Raw genomic sequence first — 24456 nt, forward strand, 5'->3', positions numbered from 1 at the left:
GCCTCTCAGAAGTGTCCATTAAGTGGCGCCAATGCAACCATACCCTGTAAGCCTCGCCGCGTGATGCAGAGTTAGACTTCGGTCTCATCACAGATAATTGTATGGCGCGGCTTGCATTTTTCGGACGCTGACTTAACTCGCGAAAAGTGGGGATCCCATCAGGCATTTGTGCCGAGGAACGAGAGAATGTCAGAAGCTGCGCCGACATCGCAATTGGATTTCATCGAGCGGACCGTGGACGTCGTCGCGGCCTACGTTTCCAACAACTCGCTGCCCTCGGCCGAATTGCCGGCCCTGATCGCGAGCATCCACGAGGCGCTGAACACGATCGGGGCCGGCCCCGTCGCTCCGGCGACCGAGAGCGTCGAGCGGCCGACGCCCGCCCAGATCCGCAAGTCGATCCGCCCCGACGGGCTGGTCAGCTTCATCGACGGGAAGTCGTACAAGACGCTGAAGCGTCACCTGACCAAGCACGGTCTCGATCCGCAGACCTACCGCGAGCGCTACGGCCTGCCAGCCGATTACCCGACCACTTCGGCGAACTACTCGGCGCAGCGCTCGGCGCTCGCCAAGAGCCTCGGCCTCGGCCAGCCGGGCCGGTCCCCGGCGTCCGACAAGGCCGCCGCCGAGGAGGAGGCTGCCGCCCCCGCCTCCGCCCCTGCCTCCGGTCGCCGCAAGACCGCCGCGACCAAGACCCGGGCGAGCCGCAAGGTCGAGGCCGCCTGAGCGCGGCCGCGAGGCCCGGACGGGGGCGGGCGATCGGAGACGATCGCACCCGCACCGGTCCGGACTTGTTCGCCAGACCTCTTGGCCGGGCTCTCGGCCAAGCTCTCGGCCGGACCCCGCGCGCGGCGCGGCTCAGGCCGCGAGGCGCCCGTCCAGCGGGAACACCTTGGCGGGGTTCAGCATCCAGTCCGGATCGAACACCGCCTTGACCCGCATCTGCTGCTCGAGATCGACCTGGTCGTACTGGAAGCGCATCAACTCGCGCTTCTCGATGCCGACCCCGTGCTCGCCGGTGAGGCAGCCGCCGACCTCGACGCAGAGCTTCAGGATCTCGTCGCCCGCGGCCTCGGCCTTCTGCAATTCGCCGGGCGTGTTGATGTCGAACAAGATCAGCGGGTGCAGGTTGCCGTCGCCCGCGTGGAACACGTTGGCGACGCGCAGGCCCTTCTCGGCGCAGATGGCGCCGATCCGCTCCAGCACCGGCCCGAGCTGGCCGGTGGGGATCGTCCCGTCCATGCAGATGTAGTCGGAGATCCGGCCGGTCGCCCCGAAGGCCGACTTGCGGCCCTTCCAGATCGCGGCCGATTCCGCCTCCGAGCGCGAGACGCGCAGGCTGGTCGGGCGGAAATCCCGGGCGATCGTCTCGATCCGCGCCAGCATCGCGTCGCACTCGGCGTCCGAGCCCTCGACCTCGATGATCAGCATCGCCTCGGCGTCGCGCGGGTAGCCGGCCTGGGCGAAGTCCTCGGTGATGAGGATCGCCTCGCGGTCCATGTACTCGATCGCCACCGGGATGATCCCGGCCGCGATGATCGCCGCGACGCAGTCGCCCGCATCCTCGACCTTCGAGAAGCCGACCAGCACCGGGCGCGCGCCCTCGGCGGCGCGCAGGATCCGCACGGTCGCCTCGGTGACGATGCCGAGCTGCCCCTCCGAGCCGCAGACGAGGCCGAGCAGGTCGTAGCCGCCGCTGTCGAGGTGCTGGCCGCCGATCTCCACCACGGTGCCGTCGTTGAGCACCAGGGTGACGCCCAGCAGGTTGTTGGTGGTCACGCCGTATTTCAGGCAGTGCGCGCCGCCCGAATTCATCGCGATGTTTCCGGCGATCGTGCAGGCGAGCTGGCTCGACGGGTCGGGAGCGTAGAAGAAGCCCTCGTGGCTGACCGCCCCGGAGATCGCCAGGTTGGTGATGCCGCTCTGCACCCGGGCGGTGCGGTTGGCGAAGTCCATGTCGAGGACCTGGGTCATCTTGCCGACGCCCAGGATGATCGCGTCGGCCTGCGCGATGGCGCCGCCCGCGAGCGAGGTGCCGGCGCCCCGGGGCACGACCCGCACGCCGTTGGCGTGGCAGTAGGCCATCACGGCGGCGACCTCCGCGGTGGTGGAGGGCAGCACCACGGCGAGCGGCATCTGCCGGTAGGCGGTGAGCCCGTCGGTCTCGAAGGCCCGGCGCTCGTCCTCGCTGACCACCAGCGCCTCCGGCGCGACCAGGGGCGCGAGGCCGGCCAGGATCGCCTCGCGGCGGGCGAGGATCGCGGGATCGGGGTCGGGGAAACGGATGGTCATGGGGCTCTTGCCCTCCTGGGGCCCGCGGCGCGAGACGGCGCGCGGGATGGCGTGCCGGGAGCATGGACCCCGGCGGCCGCGCCTTCAACCGGCGTGCGGCGCTGCGTCGTCCCCGCGTCACATTTCAACCACGACGGCTGCCTAGCGTCGCCGGAGACGCCTCGCTGCGCCGCTCCCCGATTCCGGCCCCCGGTGCCGGATCCGGTCGACGGGTCAAGAACGGACACGATGAACGCTCCCGCCTCCAGCGCCCTGCGCGACGACCGCTACGACGCGCCGTCGGCGCATCTCGCCACCACCCGCGACCTCGGGATCCGCAGCCTCCAACTCGGCATCGCGGCCCTGCAGGAGGCGAGCGCCGCCTTCCAGGGCCGGCTCGGCGCGGCCTTCGAGGAGGCGGTGCAGACCATCCTGCAGAGCAAGGGCCGCGTCATCGTCAGCGGCATCGGCAAGAGCGGGCATGTCGGGCGCAAGATCGCCGCGACGCTGGCCTCCACCGGCACGCACGCCTTCTTCGTCCACCCGACCGAGGCGAGCCACGGCGACCTCGGGATGATCGCCCGGGACGACGTCATCATCGCGCTGTCGTGGTCGGGGGAGACCGCGGAACTGTCCGACCTCGTCGGCTTCAGCCGCCGGTTCTCGATCCCTCTGGTGGCGATCACCCGCAACGGCGAGAGCACCCTGGGCAAGGCCGCCGACGTGCTGCTGGAACTGCCCCGCGTGCGGGAATCCTGCCCGCACGACCTCGCGCCGACCTCCTCCAGCCTGATCCAGCTGGCGCTGGGCGACGCCCTGGCGGTGGCGCTCCTGGAGCGGCGCGGCTTCACCTCGGCGCGCTTCCACACCCTGCATCCGGGCGGCACCCTCGCGGCCCGCCTCAGGACCGTGCAGCAGGTGATGCACGGGCCCCAGGACATGCCGCTGGTGCACGAGACCGCCCTCATGTCCGAGGTAATGATCGAGATCGCGGCGCGACGCTACGGCTGCGTCGGCGTCACGGACGCGGCCGGCCGCCTCGTCGGCATCGTCACGGACGGCGATCTGCGCCGCCACATGGGTCCGGCGCTCCTCGACACGCCGGTCTCGACCGTCATGACCCGCGACCCGGTGACCGTGGAGCCGCACAAGCTGGCCCAGGCCGCGCTGGAGCTGATGAACCGCCGGCTGATCACGGCGGTCTTCGCCGTCACCGACGGCCGGCCGGTCGGCATCGTGCACGTCCACGACCTGCTGCGCGTCGGCATCGCCTGAGGCCGTCCGGACCCGGCAGGGTCCGATCCGCGCCCGCATCCCGCGAGGCCTCCGCGCCTCGGGACGGGGCCGGCGGGTACGGCGACCGGGCGCCCCTCACAGCCGGGCCAGCAGCTCCGTCTTCTTGGTCGCGAACTCCGCGTCGGTGAGCACGCCGCGCGCGTGAAGGTCGGCCAGCCGCTCGATGGTCGCGAGGATCGCGTCCGGAGACGACCGGTCCGGGGCCGCCGAAGGGGCAGCCGCAGCGGCCGGCGAAGCGGCGGGGGCGGCCTTCGCCGGGATCTCGGCCGGGTCCGCTCGGCCCGGATCCACCTGGCCCGGATCCGCTTGGCGCGGCGCCGCGACCTCCGCCTCGATCCGGCGGAGGCGGTCGAGGGCGACGGCCCCGGACGGTCCCGTGAAGCCGAGGCTGCCGTTCGCCTGGGAAACGCCGGTGATGCGGTGCTCGCCGGTATCGTACAGCGCGACCCCGGACCCCGCGTCGACGGCGAGCCGCCGGCTGTCCGGGAAATAGGCGTAGCGCAGCCCGTCCTGCGCGCCGGTGCTGGCCGGATCCCCGAGGCCGGCCGGCCACCACTCGCCGCCGCCGCGCCGCGCCGCGGGCGCGGCCTCCGAGAAGCCCCCCGCGGGGAGCGCCCCGGCCAGCTCGGTGCAGAGCGCGTCGACCCGCGCCTTCAGCGCGTCGTCGAACATCCGGCCGACCATCACCATCCCGCCGGAAAACCACTGCCCCATCCCGCCGAGATCGGGATGGTCGAACTGCGCCATCGTGCCGTGGCCACGCTCGAGGGCCCGGACCAGGTGGCGCACCGCGTCCGGGCTGACCCCGTGGCGGTCGGCGACGGTCTGCAGCCCGGGGACGGGGTCGAACGGCCCGTCATCCCGGAACGGGTCGGACGCGGCGGTGTCGGACGGATCCATGAGCCAGCTCCCGAAGCGTCGGAGGGCGGACAGGAGGCGCGCGGCGGCGGCCCCCTGCCGGCCCGGGTCGAGCCCGTGGGCCTGCGCCCACGGACCTGCGACGGCGTCGCGATGCGGAGCCAATCCCCGGCCGTCCGAGCGGGTTCCGGCCCGTCTCAGCCGGCGGCCTGCGGGAACGGTCCCGCGATGGTGAAGTCGGTGATCGGCCGGCGGCCGTTCGGGGTCTCGCGGGGCCGCTGCTCCTCGGTGAGGTCCGCCTCGGGCGTCTTGCGGCCGACCGCGAAGGCGGCCTCGATCCGGTGGTTCTCGGGCAGACGCAGCACCGCGGGCGCGCGGACGTGGTCGAACCCGACCATGCCGTGGGCGTGCCAGCCCTGGTGGATCGCCTGGAGCTGGAAGGCCAGCGAAGCGGTGCCGGCGTCGAAGGAGTGGCTGTAGGATGGCTTCAGCTCGTCGCCGACCTTCATGAACCCGTTCGAGACGAGGAACAGGATCGCGCCGGTGCCGGACACCCATTTCTGATTGCCGGGCACCAGCAGGTCGAAGAACGTGTCCCAGTGGGCGTCGCCCCGGAGCGCGTAGAGGAAGCGCCAGGGCTGCGAGTTGTAGGCGGAGGGCGACCAGCGCGCCGCCTCGATCATCCGCATCAGCTCGGATTCGGGCACGGCCTCGCCCGTGAAGGCGCGGGGCGAGTGCCGCTTCACGAAGACCGGATCGATGTCGTGGTCGGCGCGGCGGGGCGGGGGCAGGCTCAAGGGATTCGTCTCCGATAGGCGCGAGCGCCCGGGCGGCCGAGCTTGCCCGAAAGGCCGGGCTGGAGGCAAACGCGGGATCGCCCCGGCCGCCGTGACGGTCGCGAAGGGCTCGAGCGGTTGCCCGGCGGGATCTTCGGAGCGCTGCCGCCTTTGCGAGCGGAGCGAAGCAATCCAGGCAGCGCCACGACTGTCGATGTCGCGTTACCCTGGGTCACTTCACTACGCTCGTGAAGACGATGCAGGCCGCCCGATGGCCGCGGCCGCTCCGGTAACGATCTCGGCCCCCCGTCACGCCACGCTGCGCTCGATCTCCTCCTCGTCGCAGATCACGCCGGCATTGCCCTCGAACTCGGCCGCGAGGTCGACGGGGGCGTGGGTCGGCGCCGGCGAGACCCGGTCGCGGGCGAAGGTCGCCAGGAACAGGCGCATGACGTGGCGCACGCCCGCGTCGTTGATGGTGCGCTGGTCCTCGTTGTAGTAGCGCCCGGCATTCACGTTGCTCGTGACGATGTCGTAGGCGGGGAAGTAGACCGCCCGCGGGTCGCCGCGGCCGACCACCTCGCCGGCCGCCACCCGCAGCACCGACTTGGAGTAGCTGTTCGACTCCATCACGTGCCGGTCCATGTAGGTGGCGATCATCGGCACCGGCGAGACCGTGAAGATCACCCGCGCCTTCGGATTCACGCTCCAGAGCCGGTCGAGGAAGCCGTTGAGGTCACCGAGCACCTCGCCCGCGCCGGCATTCACGCACTCGTAGAGCGCGGGGTCGAACGTGCCGCCCGCGACACCGGGGGCGAGCGGCAGCGCCGCGCCGTCGGCCCGCCAGCGCCAGCCCTCGGTGAGGCCGAGCGTCAGCACGAACACGTCGAGCGTCTCGAACAGACGGCGCACCTCGGCGAGGTGCGCGTCGCGCGCCGCGACCACCTCGGCCTCGCTGGCGAAGCCCGCCGGCTCGACGGTCGGGCGGAACGGGTCGACGTAGCGACCGTCGTCGCGCAGCCACGCCTTCAGTTCCGGCTCGAACGTGCCGTAGGCCCGGTCGAACAGCTGCACGAACTGGCGCGTGTAGTAGAGGTTGCCGTAGCGCGCCGAGAACGTGCCGAACTGGCGGGCATTGGCCTCCTCGGCGCTCATGCCGGGGGTCGGCGGCTCGGTCAGGTAGTAGTTGAACCCGGCGCCGCGCACCGCCTCGGCCACCCGCTGGGCGAAGCACGAGCCGCCGGTGGCGACCTTGTCGGTCGGTCCGATCACGAACGTGTCCTTCGGGTGCGGATTGACCGCGAAGGGCGGCACGTTGGTGACGACCTTGCGCCAGAATCGCTCGGCCGGTAGACCCGTATACGGATTCAACGCCATCTTCGAACCCTCTTCTTCACGACGGCGGCAGGCCCTCGGGGGCGCTGTTCCGTCCGCTGACACCGGCACGCGACGTGGCCCTGAACGACCTGCCCCGGCGCGCCCGCAGCGCGTTCACCCGCTCGGCGCCCGATTGGACGCCTACCCGTTGGGCCCCCACCTGGGCGACACCATGGCGGAACCGCGCCCGCACCGCCACGACCCGTGACGGGCCGAGCATCGCGGTGCTGGGCAATTGCCAGGCCCGGGGCATCGCCCGGGCCATGCGCCTGCTCGCGCCGAAGAGCCCGGTCCGTTACCTGCCCATGGGCTCGCTGAAGCGAGACCACGGCCATGTCGACGGCTTGATCCGGACCCTGCGCGCCCACGACCACGTCTTCTCGCAGGCCTTCCCGGCCGGGCTGATCCCCGGCGGCGACGCCGCCACTGTGCGCGCGGCCGACCCGCGGCTCAAGCTGTTCCCGTCGATCGTGTTCTCGGCCTTCCACCCGGACATGGTCTATGTCGGGCAGGCCTCGGACCTCGCCGCGCTGAAGCTGACGCCGTCGCCGCTGGGCCAGTACCACTCGGCGATCGTCGTCACCGCCCACCGGCTCGGCCTCGATGCTGGCCGCACGGCCGCCCTGTTCCGCGAGGACGTGTTCGCCCGCCTGGGCTACCTCGACCACTGGGACCCGGCGGTGCGCGAGCTCGTCGGCGCGGCCGACGCCCTGGGTTTCGGGCTGGAGCGCGAGGTGACCCGCTGGGCGCGCCGCGGCGCCTTCATGCACCTGATGAACCATCCCAAGGTCCACGTCCTCGGCGACATCGCGAGGCGGCTGCTGCAGGAGAACGGGCTCACGCCCGAGCCCGTGGAGATCGAGGATTACCTCGGCGACGAGCTGGCCCAGGACGTGGTCTGGCCGATCTACCCGCCCATCGCTGAGCATTTCGGCCTGACCGGCTCGTACCTGTTCAAGACCAAGCCGCGGGGCGACGACTTCCCGGTGCTCTACGACCTGCCGGGCTTCGTCGCGGCGAGCTTCGCCCTCTACGACGCGATGCCCCCCGGGGATCTCGCCTGCCCGCGGGTCGAGGCGTGGCTCGCCGCGCCGGAGATCGTCGCGCTGTTCCGGGGCGGCTGAGGCCGCCTCCGCGACCCGGGGCGTCCGGCCGGCAGACCCGTCGCTGCGCCCGCGATGACGGACCGGCTGGGATGGGTCCGTGACTCAGCCCGCCGCGCAGAGCCGGCTCTCGGAGCCGGCCTCGCCCAGGCCCTCGACCATCATCCGGACCAGGCGGTTAACCTCCTGCATCTGGAAGGGCTTGCGCAGGAACAGGCTGCCCGGCACGCCGCTGCGGCCGTGCGTGTCCGTCGAGGTGTAGACCACCGGCCGGTCCGGATGGATCGCCCGGAAGGCGTGGGCCACCGTCCAGCCGTCGATCAGCCCGGGCAGGTGGATGTCGGTGAACAGCCAGTCGATCGCCGCACCCCGGTCGCGCAGGACGGTCAGCGCAGCCTCGCCCGTCGAGGCTTCGATCACCCGGATGCCGTGCGTCTCGCACAGGCTCGCGACGATCTCGAGGAGCAGGTAGCTGTCCTCGACGATGAGGACGCTCTGGGCGGGGCGCATGCGGGAGGTCCGGTCTTCGGCCCGCCGATAAGGGACCGATAGGGTTGAGGATCTCTTAAAGCCCGGCCCGCGACCGTTACCGGCGGAGGCCCGGCGCCTGTTGCAGCGCCGCAACCGAGGCGGCCGAAATGGCGCGTCGCGGCCCGCCGCCCCGCCGCCGCCGCATTCCGGGCGCGTCCGGGTGCGTCAGCGCACGCCGTCGATCGGTGCGGACCGTCACCACGCTCCCGCGCCGCCCGGCGGAACCGTCGCTTAACCAACCCCGCCTACCAACGGCGCCAGGATTACGCGGACCCGCCTCGAAGACCAGCAGCCGGCCTTCGGCACCGCTCGAGGAGTTTTTCAGACCATGCCCCAGCGTTTCCGCGCCGCCGCCCTCGGCCTCGCACTCGTGGCCGCCCTCGGCCTGGGCGCCTGCAGCAACGACAAGGACCTCGCCGACGCCTCCGCCTTCGGGGCGGGCGCCGCCACCCCGGGCAGCGCGCAGGACTTCGTCGTCAATATCGGCGACCGGGTCTTCTTCGAGTCGGACTCCACCGACCTGACGCCGACCGCGACCGCGACCCTCGACAAGCAGGCCGCGTGGCTGCAGCGCTACCCGCGCTACACCTTCATCATCGAGGGCCACGCCGACGAGCGCGGCACCCGCGAGTACAACTTCTCCCTCGGCGCCCGCCGGGCCCAGGCGGTGAACGACTACCTCGCCACCCGCGGCATCGCGGCGAGCCGGATGCGGACCGTGTCGTACGGCAAGGAGCGGCCGGTGGCGGTGTGCAACGACATCTCCTGCTGGTCGCAGAACCGCCGCGCGGTGATCGTCCTCGACCGCGGCGCCGGCGCGTAGGCCGCCGCGCGAACGACCCCGGAGGCGGCTCTCGGCCGCCGCCTCCGATCGATGCTCTCGATCACGGCCTTCGATCACTCCTTCGACCCGCGCCGCAGTTTTGCCGCGGTGCGGCGCATCTGATAGGGCCTCGCGCCGACACCGGACCGCAGCCGTACCATGCCCGCCCGCCTTCGCACCCGCCTCGCCCTCGCCACCGCCGTCGGTGCCGTGCTCCTCGCCCACCCGGCCGCCGCGCAGGACGCTTCGGAACTGGTGGTGCGCCTCGGCCGCATCGAGAACCAGTCCCGGATGATGGCCGGGCAGATCGAGACCCTCCAGTACGAGAACCGCCAGCTCAAGGAGCAGCTGCGCAAGTTCCAGGAGGACGTCGAGTACCGCCTGAACGAGGGCAAGGGCGGCAAACCCTCGGCCGCGCCCGCGCCGTCGGGGCCCGTCAACGGCGGCAATCCGGGCGCCGGCCGCCCCGGGAAGCGCGGCGACGCCTTTGACCCGTCGCAGGCCCCCGGCGCCCCGGGCGCCCCGATGCAGCTCGGCAGCACGCAGCCCTCCGCGCCGCTGCCGCCCCGCGAGGCTGAGGAGGCCGCCGAGGCGGCGCCCCGGCCGCAGCGCCTGCCCCAGGGCGCGCTCAACGAGTCCGGCGAGGACGACTCGGAGGCCGGGACCTCCGGTTACGACGAGCCCGTGGACCTGCGGCCGCCGGCCCGGACCGGGGCGATCCCGGCGCGGCCCTCCGAGAGCGTGGCGGCGACCCGGACCGGAGATCCGGCCGCCGATTTCGACGCCGCGGTCGAGCTGTACCGTGCCAAGCAGTACGAGCAGGCCGAGATGGGCCTGCGCCAGTTCATCCAGTCGCACCCGCGCGACAACCGCGTCGCCGGCGCGACCTACTGGCTCGGCGAGAGCTACCTCGCCCGCGGCCGCAACCGCGAGGCCGCCGAGCAGTTCCTGAAGGTCTCGACCGACTACGCCCGCTCCGCCCAGGCCCCCGACGCCATGCTGAAGCTCGGCGTCACGCTCAACGCGCTCGGCGCCCGCGAGCAGGCCTGCGCGACCCTGGCCGAGCTGGACCGGAAGTTCCCGAATGCCGGCACCGGCGTCCGCCAGGGCGTCGCCCGCGAGCAGAAGCGCGCCCGCTGCGGCGCCTGAGCGTCTCGGGCGCTCTGAGCGACTCGGGCGACTCGGGCGACTCGGGCAACCCGGTCCTCGGCGCCCTCCGCCCCTGGCTCGACCGGGCCGCGCGCGGCGGGCGGGGCGTGCTCCTCGCCGTCTCGGGCGGTCCCGATTCGAGCGCCCTGATGCACGCCGCCGCGTGCCTGCGCGACGCGACCGGCGCGTCCCTGCGCGTGGCGACCGTCGATCACGGCCTGCGGCCGGAATCCGGCGCGGAGGCCGAGGGCGTCGGCCGCGCCGCCCGGGCGCTGGACCTGCCCCACGCGACCCTGACCTGGACGGGCGCGAAGCCCGGCACCGGCCTGCAGGACGCGGCCCGCACCGCCCGCTACGCACTCCTCGCCGCCCATGCCGGGGCGGTCGGCGCCGGGCTCGTGCTGACGGGCCACACGCGGGATGACCAGGCCGAGACGGTGCTGATCCGGCTCGCGGCCGGCAGCGGCCCCGCGGGGCTCGCCGGCATGCGCGCCGAGCGGGACCTCGGTCCCGGCCTCACCCTCGGGCGCCCGTTCCTGCACCTGCCGAAGGCGAGCCTGGAGGCGTGGTGCGCGGCGCGCGGCATCGGGTATCTGCGCGATCCCGCCAACGGCGACCCGCGCTTCGCCCGCGGCCGCCTGCGCACGGCCTGGCCGGCCCTGGAGCGCGAGGGCCTGACCCGGGCGCGCCTCGCCCGGCTCGCCGAGCGCGCCGCCCGCGACGAGGCCGCGCTCCGGGGCGCGGCCGAGCAGGCCCTCGACGGGGCGCTCCGGCCCGGGTCGGAGACGGGCGCGGGCCTGCGCCTCGACGGGCGCGCCCTGGCGGCCCTGCCGGACGCCGTGGCCCTGCGCTGCCTGGATCTCGCCCTGGCCCGGGCCGGCGCGGCGCCGCGCCGCCTCGAGCGCCTCGAGGCCCTCGTCCTCGAATCGCTCCTGCCGGCCCTGCGCCGCCGGGAGCCGGTCCGCCGCACCCTCGCGGGGATCCTCGTCGCCGCCGACGCGGGCGGGGGCGTGAGCCTCGCCCCGGCGCCGCCACGCCGGCACGGACCCGCAGGTGCTGCCCTCGCCGCAGGGTCTCCCGACTTACTTGGCAAGGGAGAGCCCCCCGCCTACATTGGCGGAGTGTGCACGGATGGACCGGAATAGCCGCGTGGCGGGTCCGTCCTGGGGGTCGCACGCGCCAGGGATTGATCGATGAACCCGAATTTTCGCAACTTTGCCTTGTGGGTCGTCATCTTCCTGCTGGTGCTGGCCCTCGTCACCCTGTTCCAGAACCCGGGTCACCGGGGCGGCGGCAGCGAGATCGCCTACAGCCAGCTCCTGAACGACGCCGATGCCGGCAAGATCCAGTCGGTGGTGATCTCCGGGCAGGACGTGTCCGGCACCTACGTGGGCGGCGGCAACTTCACGAGCTACGCGCCCAACGACCCGAGCCTGGTCTCCAAGCTCCAGGGCAAGGGCGTGCAGATCACCGCCCGCCCGCCGTCCGACAACACCCCCTGGTTCATCCAGCTCCTCGTGAGCTGGCTGCCGATCCTCGTCTTCATCGGCGCCTGGATCTTCCTCTCGCGCCAGATGCAGTCCGGCGCCGGCCGCGCCATGGGCTTCGGCAAGTCGAAGGCCAAGCTCCTGAACGAGGCCCACGGCCGGGTGTCGTTCGACGACGTCGCCGGCGTCGAGGAGGCCAAGGAGGATCTCCAGGAGATCGTCGAGTTCCTGCGCGACCCGCAGAAGTTCCAGCGGCTCGGCGGCCGGATCCCGCGCGGCGTGCTGCTCGTCGGCCCGCCCGGCACCGGTAAGACCCTGATCGCCCGGGCGGTCGCGGGCGAGGCCAACGTGCCGTTCTTCACCATCTCGGGTTCCGACTTCGTCGAGATGTTCGTGGGCGTCGGCGCCAGCCGCGTGCGCGACATGTTCGAGCAGGCCAAGAAGAACGCGCCCTGCATCATCTTCATCGACGAGATCGACGCGGTCGGCCGCCACCGCGGCGCCGGCCTCGGCGGCGGCAACGACGAGCGCGAGCAGACCCTCAACCAGCTCCTCGTGGAGATGGACGGGTTCGAGGCCAATGAGGGCGTCATCATCATCGCGGCGACCAACCGCCCCGACGTGCTCGACCCGGCGCTGCTGCGTCCCGGCCGCTTCGACCGCCAGATCATGGTGCCGAACCCGGACGTCACCGGCCGCGAGCGCATCCTGCGTGTCCACGTCCGCAAGGTGCCGCTGGCCCCCGACGTCGACCTCAAGACCATCGCGCGCGGCACCCCGGGCTTCTCGGGCGCCGACTTGATGAACCTCGTCAACGAATCGGCGCTCCTCGCCGCTCGACGCGGAAAACGCATCGTGACGATGCACGAGTTCGAGGACGCCAAGGACAAGGTCATGATGGGCGCCGAGCGGCGCACCCTCGTGATGACCGAGGACGAGAAGCGGCTCACCGCCTACCACGAGGGCGGCCACGCCATCGTGGCGCTGAACGTCCCGGCCACCGACCCGGTGCACAAGGCGACCATCATCCCGCGCGGTCGGGCGCTGGGCATGGTCATGCAGCTGCCCGAGCGCGACAAGCTCTCCATGAGCTTCGAGCAGATGACCTCGCGGCTGGCGATCATGATGGGCGGCCGCATCGCTGAGGAGATGATCTTCGGGCGCGAGAAGGTGACCTCGGGCGCGCAGTCGGACATCGAGCAGGCGACGCGGCTCGCCAAGATGATGGTGACCCGCTGGGGCTTCAGCCCCGAGCTCGGCACCGTCGCGTACGGCGACAACAACGACGAGGTCTTCCTCGGCATGTCGATGGGCCGGCAGCAATCGGTCTCCGAGTCGACCGCCCAGAAGATCGACGCCGAGGTCCGCCGCCTCGTGGAGACCGGCCTGGAGGAGGCGCGCCGCATCCTGGCCGAGCACAAGGACGACCTGGAGGCCCTGGCCCAGGGGCTCCTCGAGTACGAGACCCTCTCGGGCGAGGAGATCCGCAACCTGCTCAAGGGCCAGCCCCCGATCCGCGACGGCGGCGACGTGCCGCCGACCCCGGCCCGGGGCTCCTCGGTCCCCTCGGCGGGCCGCGGCCGGCCGAAGGAGAGCGACGGCGGCCTGGAGCCGCAGCCGCAGGCCTGAGGTCGCGGAATCGGACGAGCGAAGGGGGCGCCGCGAGGCGCCCTTTTTCGTTCCGTGCGGCCTCCTTCGACGCGCGTGCGGATTCGGTGCGCTTTCAGGACGCTGTCAGGACCGCGCGTGGGGCCGCGTCGCGCTCCCTCATCAGCGGCGGCGTTCGCCGGCGACGCGTGATCGTCGCCGCGTCTCCCGTGACAAACCGGCCCTCCTGTCGGCGGATCGCGCGCGTCAGCTTGGCCGGAGGCTCCGCGGACTCCGCCGAATCGGAAACACAGGTCCCTTCCACAGGCCGCCGCGAAACCCCCGATGCCGGTCTCGACCTATCTCGTCGTCGCCCTCGGCGCCGTCGTCGCCGGCTTCGTCCAGGGCCTGTCGGGCTTCGGCTTCGGCCTCACGGCCCTGTCGTTCTGGGCCTGGGTGATCGACCCGCAGCTCGCCGCCGTGCTGGCCGTCTCCGGCGCCTTCACGGGCCAGGTCATCGCGGCGGTCTCGGTCCGGCGCGGGTTCGAGACTAGGCGCCTCGCGCCCTTCGTCCTCGGCGGCCTCGCCGGCATCCCCCTCGGCGTCCTCCTGCTGCCGCGGCTCGACGCCGACTGGTTCAAGACGCTCCTCGGCCTCCTGCTGATGGTCTGGTGCCCGGCCATGCTGTTCGCCCGGAACCTACCGCGGATCGCGGCCGGCGGCCGGCTCGCCGACGCCGCGGTGGGCCTCGGCGGCGGGATGATGGGCGGGCTCGGCGGCTTCACGGGCATGCTGCCGACCCTCTGGTGCACCCTGCGCCGCTACGAGCGCGACGTGCAGCGCTCGGTGATCCAGAACTTCAACCTCGCGATGCTCAGCGTCACCCTGGCGACCTACCTCGCCGCGGGGCTCGTCACCCGGGCGACGCTGCCGATCCTGGCGGTGGTCCTGCCGGCGATGCTGGTCCCGACGCTGCTCGGCACCCGGATCTATCTCGGCCTCAGCGAGGTCGCCTTCCGCCGGCTCGTGCTCGGCTTGCTGACCGTCTCGGGCCTCGCGCTGGTTTCGGCCTCGGCGCCGCGGCTCCTGCAGCGCGCCGGGCGCCCCATTTCGACCGCCTTTGTCGGGGAGCACCCCGTTGACTCTGCCGGCCGGTGAGCCGCCGGCGGGCGCGATAATCTGCTAAGCTGTGCCGGGTCCGCGAGACCGGGCGCCGGAGACGTGATGGTGCGCAAGTATTTCGGAACCGACGGCATCCGGGGTCGGGCCAACGGCGTGATCACGCCGGAGCTCGCCCTCAAGGTCGGTCAGGCCGCCGGCCTCGTGTTCCAGCGCGGCGACCACCGCCACCGGGTGGTGATCGGCAAGGACACCCGCCTCTCGGGCTACATGATCGAGACCGCGCTCGTCGCCGGCTTCACCTCGGTGGGCATGGACGTGCTCCTGCTCGGGCCGGTGCCGACGCCGGCCGTGGCGATGCTGACCCGCTCGATGCGGGCCGATCTCGGCGTGATGATCTCGGCCTCGCACAACCCGTTCGAGGACAACGGCATCAAGCTGTTCGGGCCCGACGGCTTCAAGCTCAACGACGCGATCGAGCACGAGATCGAGGGGCTGATCGACGCCGACATGCACAAGCGCCTCTCCGGCTCGAACGACCTCGGCCGGGCCAAGCGCATCGAGAGCGTGCACGCCCGCTACATCGAGTTCGCCAAGCGCACCCTCCCGCGGCAGGTGACGCTGGACGGGCTGCGGGTCGTGGTCGACTGCGCCAACGGCGCGGCCTACCGGGTCGCCCCCGAGACCCTGTGGGAGCTCGGCGCCGAGGTGATCGCCATCGGCACCGAGCCGGACGGGTTCAACATCAACCGGGATGTCGGCTCGACCGCGCCCGCGGCCCTGATCGACATGGTGCGCGAGCGCCGGGCCGATATCGGCATCGCGCTGGACGGCGACGCCGACCGGGTGCTGATCGTGGACGAGAAGGGCCAGGTGGTCGACGGTGACCAGCTCATGGCCGTCGTGGCGCGCTCCTGGAAGGAGGACGAGCGCCTGACGCAGCCGGGCGTGGTCGCGACGATCATGTCGAATCTCGGCCTGGAGCGGTTCCTCGGCGGCCTCGGCCTGACCCTGGCCCGCACGGCGGTGGGGGACCGCTACGTCCTCGAGCACATGCGGGCGCACGGCTACAACCTCGGCGGCGAGCAGTCCGGCCACATCATCATGTCGGACTACACGACCACCGGCGACGGCCTCGTGGCCGCCCTGCAGCTGCTGAGCGTGGTGCAGCGGCAGAACCGGCCCGTGAGCGAGGTCTGCCACTGCTTCGACCCGCTGCCGCAGATCCTGAAGAACGTCCGCTACCGGAGCGGCGAGCCCCTGCGCGAGGACAGCGTGGTCAGCGCCATCGAGCACGCCCGCGAGCGGCTCGGCAATGCCGGCCGCCTCGTGATCCGCCCCTCGGGCACCGAGCCGGTGATCCGCGTCATGGCCGAGGGCGACGACCGCGGCCTCGTCAACGCGGTGGTCGACGAGGTGGTCGACGCCGTCACCCGCGCGGCGGCCTGAGGCCGGAGCCCCGGAGGGGCGCGGCTCGACTCCGAAGGGGGCAGCCCGAGTCAGCCCAGATCGGCGTAGGCGGCGCGCAGCTCCGCGGGTGCGGTCATCCGCCACGCCGCCAGCAGCGCCGCCCGCAGAACCTCCTCCGCGCACGGGTCGAGGTCGAGATTGGTCCAGCCCCGCCGCCCCCAGGCGCCGTCGAGCGGCGCGAACAGGTCCGGCTCGGCCTCGCAGAGGGCGGCCTGATCCGCGGGCGCGAGGCGCAGCACGACCCGCGCCTCCTCGACCCAGAGGGTCGCGAAGACCCGGCCGCCGACCCGGAAATCCGGGTTGCCGCTGTGGGCGCCCGCTACCGCCTCGGGCAGCATCAGCGCCAGGATGCGCACGTCGTCGGGTCCCATGCGGCCTCAGCCCCCGCGCCGTCCGGCCCCCACAGAAGAACTGCGCTGACCCCGGCGGCGCAGCGCAGCCGAAACAAGCAAGTCTCGCCCGGATATCCGTTTCGACAGTTCGGCAACGGATGCGCAAGCCTAACATTTAACGTTAAGCCGGATTTAAGACGTTCCTTCCATCCTGCCCTCGTACCCCGGGACCGCGCGCCGCGCGTCCGGCTCACGAGTCCAGTGAAGGAATCCTCATGGCCCGCTCCAAGCTGAACGCTTTGGTGCGTAGCCTGACGCTCGCGGCGAGCGTCGGTGCGCCCTGCCTCGCCGCGGCCGCGGATCTGATGCTCCCGCCGCCCCCGCCCCCGCCGCCCCCGCCGATCGAGGTCGGCGGCGGCTGGTACCTGCGCGGCGACGTGGGCGCGAGCATCTACACCCGTCCGCGCTACAGCGACGCCTACGACTACACCGGCTACGCCGAGTCCAACCGCGCCTTCGGCAACGCGGTCGGCGGCGGCGGTTTCGCGGGCGTCGGCGTCGGCTACCAGTTCACCCCGTTCCTGCGCGGCGACATCACCGGTGAGTACCGCTACTCCACCGGCCTGCGCGGCAGCGAGTACTACAAGGGTCCGGATTTCGACAACGGGCTCGGCTCGTACGGCGTGAACAAGTCGAGCGGCAACTTCGACTCCGCGGTGGTGCTGGCCAACGCCTATTTCGACCTCGGCACGTGGTACGGCATCACGCCGTTCATCGGCGGCGGCGTCGGCTACGCGTTCAACCACGTCTCGAGCTACTCGACCAACCAGCAGTTCACCAGCCCGACCTACGCGTACGATTACACCAATGCCGGCTGCGGCTGCATCCCGTACGCCCCGGTCTACGACCCGAACGGCAATCCGGTCTACAACACCAACAGCGGCAGCAAGTTCTACAAGGACAAGACCACCGGCAGCCTCGCCTGGGCGCTCCACGCCGGTCTCGCCTACAACGTGACCGACGCGCTGAAGATCGAAGTGGCCTACCGCTACCTGAACCTCGGCAAGGCCGAGACCGGCCCGGGCTTCGTCCCGTGCTGCACCGGCAGCCTACAGGCGATCAAGATCAAGGACATCGAGGCGCACGACGTGAAGATCGGCCTGCGCTACTACCTCGGTGGCTTCGTGGCGGCCCCGCTGCCGCCGCTGATGCCTGAGCCGATCCCCGGCCCGCTGGTGCGCAAGTACTGATCGCGCCTCGACCGCGATTCCCCTGACGGACGACGACGGCGCGGAGGGTCTCCGCGCCGTCTCGCGTTTCGGCGCCCCGTCGCGACAGGCTCGGTTCTCGGCCTGTCCTCAGCCCGTCCTTGGCCGACCCAATAACCGCCACGACGTCCCAGGACTGGCATCCCCGGATCGGGACTGACCTATCGCAGTCGAGCAACGGAGAATTAAGGTTACCGGCGTATCACCGTGTCGAGGCTCGATCCGCCGTCCGTCTTTTCCGTCCCAGGACGATCCCGATGCGTACCGTCACTTTCCCGCTGCTGGCGGTTCTCGGTCTCTGCGGCGTGAACACCGCGCGCGCCGCGGATCTGGATTACGATTACCTGCGCGGCGCGGATTACGACCCGGTCCCGGCCCCGGTGGTCGACTGGAGCGGCGTGTATGTCGGCGGCCACGGCGGCTACACCTCCGCGCTCATGGGGAGCAAGGGCGCGTTCCAACCGCTGATCTACCGGGACTCGCACAACACGACGGGTGAGTCCGACTTCCACGCCTCGACGCTCCTTAGCCCGCCATCGCGGCGAGTCGGCGACACGAGTTTCGGCGCCTTCGCGGGCTACAACGTTCAGTTCGACGAGTTCGTCTTCGGCATCGAGGGGGACTACACGAATTTCGGCCGGATGGGCGTGTCGAGCGATGGTCTTGCGCGGACCCAAATGTCGGCCGCCGGCAGCTACGATACCGTGAGCCTGAGTGGATCCACGGCGACGCGGGTCAACGATTACGGCACGCTGCGCGCGCGGGTCGGCTACGCCCTGGGCAATTTCCTGCCCTATGTCACTGGCGGCATCGCCATCGGTCGGGCGCGCGTCGCCGATACGACGAGCTATCAGAACTATGGCTTCAATCTGACGGCCTACAACGCGACTCTGGCCGGGACGCCGACCTACGTGAACAATTACGGCTACACGAGCTTCAACCAGAGCGCGCCCTACAACGGGACCCCGTTCACCTCGATCCAGACGCAGTCGAGGACCAAGGTCACCGCCGGCGTGGCGGCGGGAGCGGGCGTCGAGTACGCGATCACGCCGAACATCCTCCTGCGCGCCGAGTATCAGTACGTGCTGTTCAGCAGTTTCGACGGGCACAAGGTCAACCTGAACACCGTCCGGGCCGGCGCGGCCGTCAAGTTCTGATGCCGCGCTTCGGCGGGAGCCTGTTCATGCAGCACGCACGCACCATCCGGCTCACCGTCCTGCTGCTCGGTGCCGGCCCGCTCCTCGACCCCGCCGTCGCGGCGGATTGGCCGCGCGACCCGCATCCGCCGCGCAGCGTTCGATACCGGAGTCCGGTGCCGTCCGTTCCCGCCGTCCCCCCGCCCGTGCTGGTGCGGGGCTACCTGCCGCGCAACCACAACGTCCCGATGTACAACGAGCCGCCCCGCCGCGAGCCGGCCTGGTGAGGCCTCCGCGCCGCCCTCAGCTCTCCAGCTCGCTGTCCCAGTACAGGTAGTCGAGCCAGGTGTGATGGTATTGGCGGTGATCGAACTCGGGCTGCCGGTGGTGCAGCTCGTAGCGCGTCGGCCGCCGGGGCTCGGTCATCAGCGGCATGTCCGCCTCGTCCGGCGTGCGGTTGGCCTTGCGCAGGTTGCAGGGCGAGCAGGCCGCCACGACGTTCTCCCAGCTCGACAGGCCGCCCCGGGAGCGCGGCACCACGTGGTCGAAGGTCAGGCCGCCCGAGGGCAGCCGCAGGCCGCAATACTGGCAGCTGAAACCGTCGCGCAGGTAGATGTTGTAGCGGGTGAAGGCCGGGCTGCGGGCCAACGCCACGTAGTTCTTCAGCGCCACGACGCTCGGCACCCGCAGGGCGCGCGAGGGCGAGCGCGCCTCGACGTCGTAGCTCGCCACCAGGGTGACGCGGTCGAGGAACAGGGCCGTGAAGGCGTCCTTCCACGACCAGAGGGAGAGCGGATTGTACGAGAGCGGCCGATAATCCGCGTTGAGGACGAGGGTTTGGAGATCCATCATCGGCGCGACTCTTCGGACTAGCTCTGGCGCGTGGGACGCGCGGGACCATGCCGCCGCCCCGCCGGCCCGTCCGAACCGGCCCGGGGCCGATGCAGGACGGGCCGGCGCGCGGAGCGACGGCTTGACGGGAGAGACGGAGGGAACAACAGGGCGGCGGGCCGGCGCGCGGGGGCGCCGGTCGATGCGGTAGCATCCGGAACGCGGCCGGGCCGGGCCGGTATCGCCACCGGCCGCGCCCTTTCGCGTAGCAACGAAAAGGCCCTGTCCATCAGGTGTTCATCTAATCCCAGCGTGACACCCTTGTGAAGCTTTTCCGGATGAGCCCCGGGGACGCACCCACAGCGGGCTCGCGGGGGTGGGACCCGGCGCGGGATCCGGCCCGGGGTGGGCAGCGGCACGGTTTCGCCCTATTGCTCGCCCAGAGCGCCCGGCCGCCAGGAGGCCCGCCCGGTCCCCGATCGCCGCCGATTCGCCGATGCCGGACTCCGGCCGGCCGCCGCGCGCCCGACGAGAGGTTGCTCATGCATCGTATCCCAGCGCGGACCCGGAAGCCGGAGGGCGCGCCGCGCCCGTCCCGCGCACTCGCCCTGCTCGCCGCGCTGGTGTTCGCAACCCCGGCGGCCCTGACCCTGCCGGCCTTCGCCCAGGATCCGGCGCCCGCCACCAAGTCTTCCGATCAGAAGCCCGCTGATCACAAGTCCGCCGACACCAAGGCCGCGCCCGACGCCAAGCCCGCGGACGGCAGGGCGCCCGACGCGAAGGCGCCCGACGCGAAACCCGCCGAAGCGAAGCCCGCGCCCCCGCCGGCCGCCAAGGCCGAGGTTCCCGAGCAGTTCAAGAAGGTCCGAGCCAAGCTCGACGCCGCCAAGACCGAGCTCGACGCCCGCGAGAAGCAGCTCGGCCACACGGAGCTGACGGTGGCCGACCTCACCGCCATCCGCGACAGCGCCGTGACGGTCACCGACGAGATCCGCACCCTGGTCACCCGGCTCGACGCGCCGCTGGAGGCCGCGCGCGAGCGCCTGGCTCAGCTCGGGCCGAAACCCAAGGATACCCAGGAGAGCGCCGACGTCGCCGCCGAGCGCGCCGAGCGCGAGGCCGCCGTCACCCGCATCGACGAGACCCAGCGCCTCGCCCGCTCCCTGGTGGTGCAGGGCGACCAGATCGTCGACCGTGTCTCGAATCGCCGCCGCGAATCGTTCACCCGCGACCTGCTCCAGCGCTCCCAGCCGCTGGTCGGCCCCGGTCTCTGGACCAAGGTGATGGGCGACGTCCCCCGGGACACGCGCGCCCTGCAGAGCGCCGTGTCGGATATCGGGCTGCTGTTTTCCCGCAACGGCAACCTCGCCAACCTGCTGTTCCTGGGGCTCGCCTTCGGGATCTCGGTGGCGCTGTATTTCGGCCGGCGCAACATCGCCCCCAAGGGCGCCCGCCGGGATGCCACCAAGACCGACCCGTCGCGGCGCGCCGTGATGCTCGCCGCCTGGCGGGTGATCCTGCTCGGCACGGTGCCGGCGGTGGCCGGATCCTACGCGGTCTACTACGCCCTCGATTCCACCAACCTGCTGCCGTCCCGGCTCCTGCCGGTCGCCGCCGCGATCCTCGGAGGGCTGGCCTTCATCGCCTTCGTGGAGGCCCTGTGCGACGGGCTGCTCAGCCCCGAGAAGCCGGCGTGGCGGCCCGCCCCGGTGAGCGACGCGGCGGCCACGCGCCTGACCCGGCTCGCCGTCGGCATCGCCACGGTGATCACCGTGGTGAAGTCCGTCGAGGCCCTGAATTCCGGGATCTCGGCGGCCCTGCCGATCTCCATCGCCACGCGGGGCATCGGGGCGGTCGCCACCGCGCTGATCCTCGCGGTCGGCCTCCACCGGTTCGCCGACACCGAGCAGGAGGAGGAGGCCTGCTTCGGCCCCTACGTGCCGACCAAGACCACGACGGGCATCGGCGGGCCGGCGCGGCTCCTGGGCTGGGCCGCGGTGGCGCTGATCGGGCTCGGCGCGCTGGTGGGCTACGTGGCCTTCGCGGCCTTCCTGATCGACCAGCTGATCTGGGACGCCGCGGTCCTCGTGCTGCTCTACCTGCTGGTCCAGAGCGTCGACATCTTCGTCGGCCGCGCGCTCAGCGACGAGACGCGGCTCGCCACCACGCTCCAGGCCAATACCGGCCTGCGCAAGCGCTCGCTCAACCAGATCTCGGTCCTGACGACCGGCGCGACCCGGCTCATCCTGTTCCTGGCGGCGGCGGTCCTCGTGCTGGCGCCCTGGGGGCTCGATTCCACCGACATCGTCTCGTCGGTCCGGCAGGCCTTCTTCGGCTTCAAGGTCGGCGATGTCACGATCTCGCTCTCCAGCATCGCCTTCGGGATCGGCATCCTGGTGGTCGGCGTGTTCATCACCCGCGGGGTGCAGCGCTGGCTGGAGAACACCTACCTGCCGGCCACCGACCTCGACGCGGGCCTGCGCAACTCGATCACCACGGTGGCGGGCTATTGCGGCTTCCTGATCGCGCTGGCGCTGGCCTTCTCGTATCTCGGCCTGAGCCTGGAGAAGCTCACCATCGTGGCCGGCGCCCTGTCGGTCGGTATCGGTTTCGGCCTCCAGTCGATCGTCAACAACTTCGTCTCCGGCCTGCTGCTCCTGTGGGAGCGCCCGATCCGGGTCGGCGACCAGGTGGTGATCGGCGATTCCGAGGGCATCGTGAAGCGGATCTCGGTGCGCTCCACCGAGATCCAGACCTTCGACCGCTCGGCCGTGATCGTGCCGAACTCGAACCTGATCTCCGGGGTGGTGAAGAACCGGGTGCGGGGCGATCGGACCGGGCGCGTCAGCATCACGGTCAGCGTCCTGCGCAACCAGGACCCGGTGCGCGCCGCCGAGATGATCACGGCCTGCGCGCAGGGTCATTCCGACGTCCTGAAGGAGCCCCCGCCCCGGGTGGTGTTCAAGAAGATCGGCGACCCGTTCCTGGAATTCGAGCTGCTCGTCTGGATCGTGGACGTGAGCCTCGGCCAGAAGGTGGTGACCGACCTGAACTTCTCGGTGTTCGCGACCCTCTCGGAGGCGGGTTTCATCCCGCCGCTCGGGCCCGGCTCCAGCATCGTCACCGTGCAGGGCCTCGACACGATGCAGAGCGCGATGGGCGAGATCGCCAGCCGCTTCATCCAGCCGGCGCCGGTCCCCGAGGGCGGCGAATCAGTCCGGCCCCAGCGCGACCGCGGCCTGCGCAGCGCCGGCGCCTGACCGGCCGCCGCCGAGGGCGATCCGGACGGCGTTCCCGCCCGCGTCCTTGGCGGCGTAGAGCGCCGCGTCCGCCCGGCCGAACAGCCGGGCGCGGCCGCCGCGCCCGGCGGACATCGCCGCGGCGTCTGCCACCGCGATCCCCACGGAGGCGCCGATCCGCAACTCCCGGCCGCGATACGGGATCGGCCGGCTCAGGGCGGCGACGACGCGCCGGCCGCGCTCCACCAGCGCGAGCGGGTCGACGGGCGCCCGCAGGAGCACGGCGAACTCGTCGCCGCCGATGCGGGCCACGAGGGCCGCGTCCCGGCAGACGGCGGCGAGCCGCGCGGCCGAGCGCCGGAGGCACAGGTCGCCGGCCGCGTGGCCGTGGACGTCGTTGACCGGCTTGAACCCGTCGAGGTCGATCAGCAGCAGGGCGGCGAGGGGATCCGGACCGGCGCCGTCCGTGCCGGCCTCGAACCGCGCCTCGAATCGCGCCTCGAAGCCGCGGCGGTTCGCCAGCCCGGTGAGCGGGTCGCACTCGGCGCGCCGGCTCAGCTCGGCCAGCCGGGCGATCTCCTCGGTGACGTCCTGCTTGGTTCCGAACAGGCGGGCGGGGCGCCCGTCCTCGGTCTCGACCGCGGCGCGGATCCGGATCCAGCGCCGCCGGCTCCCGGCCTGGATCTCGGCGTCGAGCACGAAGGCGCCGCTCCCGGCGATCGCCCGGTGCCGGAGCGCTTCCAGCAGGCGCCGCGAGGTCGGCTCGTAGAGGTCCAGGATCCGGGGCCGGTGCAGCGCCGCGCCCCGGGGGACGCCGAACAGGTCGTGGACGCCCCCGGACCAGTCGAGGGCGCCGTCGCGCAGGCGGCAGGACCAGAGGCCCATCCCGGCGGCCGCCAGGGCACGCTCCTGCCGCGCCAGCATGCCGGCCTGCTGGCGGAGGATCGTCCGCTGGAGGGCGCGCGCGGCCGCGGCCTCCGACGCCGCCTCAGACGCTGCCGACGGGTCCGCGCACCCGCCGACGGATCGGTCGCGGGGTGGATCCACCGGGGTCAGGGAACGCGCGGTCGTCATCGGTGTGCAATTTTAGACGGAGGGCCTTTGAGGAAGCCCTAACCGTCCGATGCGCGGCCGAGCGGCAGCCCCTATATGGCGGCTGGGCGGTGGGGCCGTCGCAGGGATGGATGAAACGTGACGAGACGCGATCGGGACGGTCGACATGCGGGGCGCGGGCGCGCCCAAATCAGGACCGGAGCCCGGATGGTCGGTCCGGCCGCGCTGGCGGCGGCGCTTCTCGGCGGCTGCGCCGCCCAGCCGCCGAGCAGCGCCGGGCTGCCGAGCATCTACCTGCCGCTCGCCAGCAACAGCGCGCATATCGACGTCGAGGCGGCCCGCGACATGATCTCGTCCTACCGCCGCAACCGCGGCGCGCCGCCGCTGACGGTCGATCCCGAACTGCAGCGCCTCGCCGAGGCCGAGGCGGCCGCCATGGCGCTCGCCGACCGGCCGAGCCGGGCCCAGACCGTCAAGGCCGCCGTCGAGCGGCTCGGCTACGCGAGCGTCAACGCCAACCTCTCGGCGGGCTACCACACCCTGGCCGAGGCCTTCTCGGGCTGGCGCGAGAGCCCGCCCCACGACGCCACCATGCTGGCGCCCGGGGCGACCCGGATGGGGATCGCCACCGCCTACGCCCCGGGCTCGAAGTACAAGGTCTACTGGGCGCTCCTCACCGCGAAGTAGCGGCACCCCGCCGGTCGGCCGGCATGGAGGGGGCCTCGCCGGCGGGGGGCGAATCGGTCGTCC

At 72.1% G+C, this 24456-nt stretch carries 22 protein-coding genes; 14 read left to right on the forward strand and 8 right to left on the reverse strand.

Annotated features, from left to right (window positions below):
• The first annotated feature begins 186 nt into the window (after nt 1–186).
• On the forward strand, nt 187–726 hold the full coding sequence (locus ABIC30_RS21935; protein ID WP_091926972.1) for a Ros/MucR family transcriptional regulator: 540 nt from the start codon (nt 187–189) through the stop codon (nt 724–726).
• Between the two features lie 132 nt (nt 727–858).
• Here the strand turns inward: ABIC30_RS21935 and ABIC30_RS21940 are convergent, their stop codons facing one another.
• Complete coding sequence (locus ABIC30_RS21940) at nt 859–2292, reverse strand: FAD-linked oxidase C-terminal domain-containing protein (protein ID WP_020094019.1); 1434 nt, start codon at nt 2290–2292, stop codon at nt 859–861.
• 228 nt (nt 2293–2520) lie between these two features.
• Between ABIC30_RS21940 and ABIC30_RS21945 the strand changes: the two genes are divergently transcribed.
• A complete protein-coding gene (locus ABIC30_RS21945; RefSeq protein ID WP_056533680.1) occupies nt 2521–3546 on the forward strand; it encodes a KpsF/GutQ family sugar-phosphate isomerase in 1026 nt (341 codons plus the stop codon).
• 96 nt (nt 3547–3642) lie between these two features.
• Here ABIC30_RS21945 and ABIC30_RS21950 read toward each other — a convergent pair whose 3' ends face one another.
• The 3 genes from ABIC30_RS21950 to ABIC30_RS21960 form a co-directional block, all read right to left on the reverse strand.
• Nucleotides 3643–4467, reverse strand: coding sequence for an SHOCT domain-containing protein (locus tag ABIC30_RS21950; protein WP_234081615.1), 825 nt, complete (start codon nt 4465–4467; stop codon nt 3643–3645).
• Between the two features lie 155 nt (nt 4468–4622).
• Nucleotides 4623–5222 (reverse strand): nitroreductase family protein, encoded by a 600-nt coding sequence (locus tag ABIC30_RS21955; protein WP_100252501.1) that lies wholly within the window; start codon nt 5220–5222, stop codon nt 4623–4625.
• Between the two features lie 288 nt (nt 5223–5510).
• Entirely contained in the window at nt 5511–6578 is a 1068-nt protein-coding gene (locus ABIC30_RS21960; protein WP_042675851.1) for a GSCFA domain-containing protein, read from the reverse strand.
• A 74-nt stretch (nt 6579–6652) separates the two neighbouring features.
• Between ABIC30_RS21960 and ABIC30_RS21965 the strand changes: the two genes are divergently transcribed.
• Nucleotides 6653–7702, forward strand: coding sequence for a WcbI family polysaccharide biosynthesis putative acetyltransferase (locus tag ABIC30_RS21965; protein ID WP_026605060.1), 1050 nt, complete (start codon nt 6653–6655; stop codon nt 7700–7702).
• Between the two features lie 84 nt (nt 7703–7786).
• Here the strand turns inward: ABIC30_RS21965 and ABIC30_RS21970 are convergent, their stop codons facing one another.
• Nucleotides 7787–8191: a response regulator gene (locus ABIC30_RS21970; protein WP_020094013.1), complete on the reverse strand. Its 405-nt coding sequence runs from the start codon at nt 8189–8191 to the stop codon at nt 7787–7789.
• Between the two features lie 349 nt (nt 8192–8540).
• Here ABIC30_RS21970 and pal point away from each other — a divergent pair, with 349 nt between their 5' ends.
• The 6 genes from pal to glmM all read left to right on the forward strand — a co-directional run bounded on the left by pal (nt 8541) and on the right by glmM (nt 15826).
• A complete protein-coding gene (gene pal, locus ABIC30_RS21975) occupies nt 8541–9035 on the forward strand; it encodes a peptidoglycan-associated lipoprotein Pal (RefSeq protein ID WP_012321252.1) in 495 nt (164 codons plus the stop codon).
• 159 nt (nt 9036–9194) lie between these two features.
• Complete coding sequence (gene ybgF / locus ABIC30_RS21980) at nt 9195–10184, forward strand: tol-pal system protein YbgF (RefSeq protein WP_020094012.1); 990 nt, start codon at nt 9195–9197, stop codon at nt 10182–10184.
• Between the two features lie 107 nt (nt 10185–10291).
• Nucleotides 10292–11329, forward strand: a complete 1038-nt coding sequence (gene tilS, locus ABIC30_RS21985; RefSeq protein ID WP_103985556.1) for a tRNA lysidine(34) synthetase TilS — start codon at nt 10292–10294, stop codon at nt 11327–11329.
• 48 nt (nt 11330–11377) lie between these two features.
• Entirely contained in the window at nt 11378–13300 is a 1923-nt protein-coding gene (gene ftsH / locus ABIC30_RS21990; protein ID WP_012321255.1) for an ATP-dependent zinc metalloprotease FtsH, read from the forward strand.
• Between the two features lie 303 nt (nt 13301–13603).
• Nucleotides 13604–14416: a sulfite exporter TauE/SafE family protein gene (locus tag ABIC30_RS21995; RefSeq protein WP_020094010.1), complete on the forward strand. Its 813-nt coding sequence runs from the start codon at nt 13604–13606 to the stop codon at nt 14414–14416.
• A 69-nt stretch (nt 14417–14485) separates the two neighbouring features.
• Nucleotides 14486–15826: a phosphoglucosamine mutase gene (gene glmM, locus ABIC30_RS22000; RefSeq protein ID WP_026605059.1), complete on the forward strand. Its 1341-nt coding sequence runs from the start codon at nt 14486–14488 to the stop codon at nt 15824–15826.
• A 50-nt stretch (nt 15827–15876) separates the two neighbouring features.
• Here glmM and ABIC30_RS22005 read toward each other — a convergent pair whose 3' ends face one another.
• Nucleotides 15877–16218 carry an MmcQ/YjbR family DNA-binding protein gene (locus tag ABIC30_RS22005; protein ID WP_020094008.1) on the reverse strand — a complete coding sequence of 114 codons (342 nt, stop codon included), beginning with the start codon at nt 16216–16218 and terminating at the stop codon, nt 15877–15879.
• Nucleotides 16219–16454: 236 nt separating this feature from the next.
• Between ABIC30_RS22005 and ABIC30_RS22010 the strand changes: the two genes are divergently transcribed.
• The 3 genes from ABIC30_RS22010 to ABIC30_RS22020 all read left to right on the forward strand — a co-directional run bounded on the left by ABIC30_RS22010 (nt 16455) and on the right by ABIC30_RS22020 (nt 18870).
• A complete protein-coding gene (locus tag ABIC30_RS22010) occupies nt 16455–17429 on the forward strand; it encodes an outer membrane protein (RefSeq protein ID WP_020094007.1) in 975 nt (324 codons plus the stop codon).
• Between the two features lie 275 nt (nt 17430–17704).
• The gene (locus tag ABIC30_RS22015) at nt 17705–18604 is read left to right on the forward strand and encodes an outer membrane protein (RefSeq protein ID WP_020094006.1); all 900 of its coding nucleotides are present in this window, start codon (nt 17705–17707) and stop codon (nt 18602–18604) included.
• Between the two features lie 26 nt (nt 18605–18630).
• A complete protein-coding gene (locus tag ABIC30_RS22020) occupies nt 18631–18870 on the forward strand; it encodes a hypothetical protein (RefSeq protein ID WP_026605058.1) in 240 nt (79 codons plus the stop codon).
• A gap of 16 nt (nt 18871–18886) precedes the next feature.
• Here ABIC30_RS22020 and ABIC30_RS22025 read toward each other — a convergent pair whose 3' ends face one another.
• Complete coding sequence (locus ABIC30_RS22025) at nt 18887–19435, reverse strand: HNH endonuclease (protein ID WP_020094004.1); 549 nt, start codon at nt 19433–19435, stop codon at nt 18887–18889.
• Nucleotides 19436–19956: 521 nt separating this feature from the next.
• Here ABIC30_RS22025 and ABIC30_RS22030 point away from each other — a divergent pair.
• The gene (locus tag ABIC30_RS22030) at nt 19957–22674 is read left to right on the forward strand and encodes a DUF3772 domain-containing protein (RefSeq protein ID WP_354456088.1); all 2718 of its coding nucleotides are present in this window, start codon (nt 19957–19959) and stop codon (nt 22672–22674) included.
• Here the strand turns inward: ABIC30_RS22030 and ABIC30_RS22035 are convergent.
• The gene (locus ABIC30_RS22035; RefSeq protein ID WP_244603222.1) at nt 22627–23577 is read right to left on the reverse strand and encodes a GGDEF domain-containing protein; all 951 of its coding nucleotides are present in this window, start codon (nt 23575–23577) and stop codon (nt 22627–22629) included. The genes ABIC30_RS22030 and ABIC30_RS22035 overlap by 48 nt on opposite strands.
• 336 nt (nt 23578–23913) lie before the next feature.
• Between ABIC30_RS22035 and ABIC30_RS22040 the strand changes: the two genes are divergently transcribed.
• Complete coding sequence (locus ABIC30_RS22040; protein ID WP_020094001.1) at nt 23914–24393, forward strand: CAP domain-containing protein; 480 nt, start codon at nt 23914–23916, stop codon at nt 24391–24393.
• Nucleotides 24394–24456: the final 63 nt, after the last annotated feature.

The organism is Methylobacterium sp. 1030 (assembly GCF_040544715.1).
Taxonomy (GTDB): domain Bacteria; phylum Pseudomonadota; class Alphaproteobacteria; order Rhizobiales; family Beijerinckiaceae; genus Methylobacterium.